The sequence below is a fragment of the Sphingomonas sp. genome, assembly GCF_026460985.1.
In the GTDB taxonomy this organism is placed as follows: domain Bacteria; phylum Pseudomonadota; class Alphaproteobacteria; order Sphingomonadales; family Sphingomonadaceae; genus Sphingomonas.
The window spans coordinates 1-4,169 of sequence record NZ_JAPKNM010000044.1; the positions used below are offsets into that span (position 1 = coordinate 1).

Consider the following 4,169-nt stretch of genomic DNA (forward strand, 5'->3'; position numbering starts at 1 on the left):
GGAGGGGGCGGAAGCACTGCACTCCATTGGAGAGGGTGCTATTTACCTCCCCCTCCGACGCCTTCGGCGCCACCTCCCCCTGGCGGGGGAGGATTTTGAATGTCGATTCGTCCTAAAACGCTTCGGTTCGCATCCGGGCTTTGCTGCGAACAAGAACCGGGCTCGCGCCTAGGAACGTCACCCCGTTGCCGCACCAGCAGCGCTCTGCCGTCCCATCTCGCCTACTCCCCCTCCCCCTTCGGCACATCCGCGACATCCCTGAACAGCGCCTTCACCACAAACACCGCCAGCCCGATCACCTGCGCCAGGTTCTGCACCAGCAGCGCGGGGAGCAGCCAGGCATAGCGCGAGAAGTCCCATATCCCCGCGCCCACCAGGCCGAGCAGCACCGACTGGAAGATGACCATCCCGGCCATCACGAACATCAGGAAGTTCGACCAGCGCCCCTTGTGTCGATAATGGTCGCGCAGGCCTTGGAGATGGGCATATTCCCGCTGCGCGTTCGAGGACTGGCGCCGGAACCGGACCGAATAATGCTGCTCGGCGGCGACGGGAGCCTGGCGCTGGCCCTCCTGCGAAAGCGCAGCGGTGACCTCCGCCAATATGTCGCGCGGTCGGGGCAGCGGTCCCGCTGCGGGCGCCTCACCGGACATATTTGAGCCGATACTCCATCATCGTCCGGGAAACCGCGAAGGCGTCCGCCAGGCTCGAAACGGGGGCATGCTCGACCGGCTTCAGCAGGCGCTTGGGGACGAGCAGAGTGGCGGCGAACAGATTCGCCTCCTTCTCGAAGGCGTCGCTATGCTCGACCGCCTGGAAGCGCGGCAGGATGTCGTACTCCTCGGGATGCGCGTCGAAATAGCGCTTGTGCAGGATCCAATGGCCCAGCTCGTGCGCGATCGTGAAGGTCTGCCGCGTGGTGATGTCGTTGGCGTTCACGTAGAGCTTGGCCGCCGCGAAGTCGCAGAAACCCGCGACGCCCTCGTTCGACTTGCCGAAATCGGCGAACACCACGTCCACGCCGGACATCTCGGCGATCTCGAGCGCCGGTATGGGCGGCACCGAGTAGATCGAAGTCAGCTTGTTGGCCGTCTTCTCGACATGGGCCCAGCGCGGCGCCGAGAGATGTTCCAGCTTTTCGGACATGGTTTCTCCAGCGGAACATATAGGGAATCATTACGGGGCTGTCTAGGGCTTCGCCGATCGTCACCCCGGCGAAAGCCGGGGCCTCGGGCCGCGGGCCCGCCGCACGAGATCCCGGCCTGCGCCGGGATGACGGATGACCAACCCCCTCCCCGCAATTGCCTCGCCACGGGCCGCATGGCATGCGCCTTCCCGATGCGCCGCCTGCTCCGCCTCGCCTTCTGGGCCGCCGCCCTCTTCGCCTTCGTCATGGCGGTGCTGCCGCATCCGCCGCAGCTGCCGGGCGCGCCGACCGACAAGGTCCAGCATATCCTCGCCTTCGCCGTCCTCACCGCGCTCGCCGTCGCCGGCTGGCCGGAGGCGCCGCGGCTGCGTCTTCTCGTCGGTCTGTCGGGCTTCGGCATATTGATCGAGCTCGTCCAGATGATCCCCGCGCTCCACCGCAGCGCCGACTGGCGGGACTGGCTCGCCGATACCGGTGCGATCCTCCTTATACTTGCGCTCGCCGCCGCGATCCGTCCGCTGCTGAATCGACCTCGATACCGGGAAGATTCCGGGACGCGCACTGTCATTGATACTCACTTGCAATAAGCCCCACCCCGGGTTAGGCGCCGCCCCTCGTCACAAGGGGTAATCATGCGCATCCGGGTCCGTTCGCTTCTCGCCGTCTCTTCGCTCGCGCTGGCCATGCCCGCGCTGGCGCAGCAAGCGCCCGAGGATGCCGAAGCCGAGACGCAGGGCGAGATCGTCGTCACCGGCGCGCGCACCATCCTCCCCGCCAACGCGCTGCCGCTCACCATCGACGTGATCGATCGCGCGACGCTCGACCAGCAGGTCGCGATCAGCGGCTCGGTGGTCGACGCAGTCGCCAACCTCACTCCCAGCTTCTCGCCGACGCGGCAGAAGCTCTCGGGCGCGGGCGAGACCCTGCGCGGGCGCTCGCCGCTCTATGCGATCAACGGCATCCCCCAATCGACGCCGCTGCGCGACGGCGCGCGGGACGGGTTCACGATCGATCCCTTCTTCATCGACCGGGTCGAACTGATCTACGGCTCGAACGCGCTGCAGGGGATCGGCGGCACCGGCGGCATCGTCAACCAGGTCACCGTGGCGCCGCCGCGCGAAGAGGGGCTGAGCGGCCGCGCGCTCGTCCAGGGCAATGCCGACACCGGCTTCCACGGCGACGGGCTCGGCGGCAAGGTCGCGGCCCTGCTCGCCTGGCGCGCGGGCCGGTTCGATGCGATGGTCGGCGCGGCCTATGACAAGCGCGGCGCCTTCTATGACGGCCAGGGCCGCCGCGTCGGCACCGATCTCACCCAGGGCGAGACGCAGGATTCGCAGAGCTGGTCGCTGTTCGCGCGGCTCGGCTATGCGCTAGGCGAGACGATGCGGCTCGATCTCATCGCGAGCCGCTTCGAGCTGAAGGGCGACGGCGATTATGTCGCGGCGGGCGGCGATTACCGGATCGACCTCCCCACCAGCTCGGTGCGCGGCACCCCGCCGGGCGTGCCCGCGACCAACCGCACCGAAAGCGTCGCGCTGTCGCTCACCGATTCCGCGCTCTGGGGCGGAAACCTGGTGAGCCAGCTCTTCTACAATCGCTCGCGCGACACCTATGGCGGCGAAGTCGCGCCGATCGCGACCTTCCAGGACGCGCGGATCGCACCGGTGGGCACCTTGTTCGACCAGTCGCAGAACCGCTCGCGGAAATTCGGCGGCAAGTTGAGCTACGAGCGCGCCATCCCCGGCTTCGAGGCGCTCACCGCCACGATCGGCTTCGACGCGCTCTGGGACAAGACCGAGCAGCGCCTGATCGCCACCGACCGCGTCTGGGTGCCGCCCGCCGAGTTCCGCAGCCTCGCGCCCTTCGCCCAGGCCAATTTGGCCCTGTTCGACAAGGCGCTGCGCCTCGCCGGCGGCGTGCGGCACGAGAGCGTCAAGATCACGATCGACGATTACACCACATTGGCATCCTACAATCCCGCGCATCGCACGGCACCGGTGTCGGGGTACGCTGTTTCGGGCGGCAGCCCCGAGTTCAGCGACACCTTGTGGAACGGCGGCGTGATCGTCGAGCCGCTCGCCGGCATCCGTGCCTATGCCAGCTATGCCGAGGGCTATACCGTCCCCGATGTCGGCCGCATCGCCCGCGCGATCAATCGCGACGGCGTGGATCTGGACGACTATCTGGATCTCACTCCGATCGTCTCGAACAACCGCGAGATCGGCGTCGAAGTGAAGCGTGGCCCGCTCGATGCGAGCGCCAGCTATTTCTGGTCGAGCAGCGACCAGGGCTCGCTGCTCGTCCTGGTCGGCGGCTCGTACGAGGTCCAGCGCCAGCGCGTCGAGATCCAGGGGCTCGAGCTCAACCTGTCGGTGCGCACCCCGCTCCCCGGCCTCACCGTCTCGACCGGCTATGCGCATCTGCTCGGCCGCACCGATTCGAACGGCGATGGCGCGGTGGACCAGGACCTGGACGGCGCCAACATCTCGCCCGATCGCTTCAACCTCGCGGCGAGCTACGTCCACGGCCCGCTCTCGGCGCGGCTGCAGACCCAGTTCTTCCTGTCGCGTCGCTATGACGGACTCGCGCGAATCTACGATTTCGGCGGCTACAACGTCACCGACGCCAGCATCCGCTACCAGACCCGCTTCGGCGGCCTCACGCTGAGTGCGCAGAACCTGTTCGACGCCTTCTACATTGATTATTATTCGGACACCGTCCGTCCCACCGACAACGCCCATTATTTCGCCGGCCGCGGGCGCAATTTCACGCTCGGCTGGGACCTGCGATTCTAGGGTGTATCGACATTCGGGCGAGCGAGGCATTTCAATCCTCCCCCGCCAGGGGGAGGTGTCAGCCGCAGGCTGACGGAGGGGGCGGAATCACTATGCTCAGTTGGAGAGTGCGCTGCTTACCTCCCCCTCCGACGCCTTCGGCGCCACAGTGTTGGGTCGCCCGTGCCCCCGGCACGGGCTTGGATTGCCGGGGGCAATCCAACCCAACACTCCCTGGCGGGGGAGGA

4 protein-coding genes are annotated in these 4,169 nt (G+C 67.2%); 2 read left to right on the forward strand and 2 right to left on the reverse strand.

What is annotated here, in order from left to right; all coding sequences use genetic code 11:
- Nucleotides 1-221: 221 nt before the first annotated feature.
- Complete coding sequence (locus MT490_RS07255) at nucleotides 222-653, reverse strand: hypothetical protein (protein ID WP_297385607.1); 432 nt, start codon at nucleotides 651-653, stop codon at nucleotides 222-224.
- Nucleotides 643-1,146, reverse strand: coding sequence for an ImmA/IrrE family metallo-endopeptidase (locus MT490_RS07260; RefSeq protein ID WP_297385608.1), 504 nt, complete (start codon nucleotides 1,144-1,146; stop codon nucleotides 643-645). Before MT490_RS07260 ends, MT490_RS07255 begins: the two co-directional genes overlap by 11 nt.
- Before the next feature lie 192 nt (nucleotides 1,147-1,338).
- On the opposite strand from MT490_RS07260, the gene MT490_RS07265 reads away from it, so the two are divergent.
- On the forward strand, nucleotides 1,339-1,734 hold the full coding sequence (locus MT490_RS07265) for a hypothetical protein (RefSeq protein ID WP_297385609.1): 396 nt from the start codon (nucleotides 1,339-1,341) through the stop codon (nucleotides 1,732-1,734).
- 45 nt (nucleotides 1,735-1,779) lie between these two features.
- Entirely contained in the window at nucleotides 1,780-3,942 is a 2,163-nt protein-coding gene (locus MT490_RS07270; RefSeq protein WP_297385611.1) for a TonB-dependent receptor, read from the forward strand.
- Nucleotides 3,943-4,169: the final 227 nt, after the last annotated feature.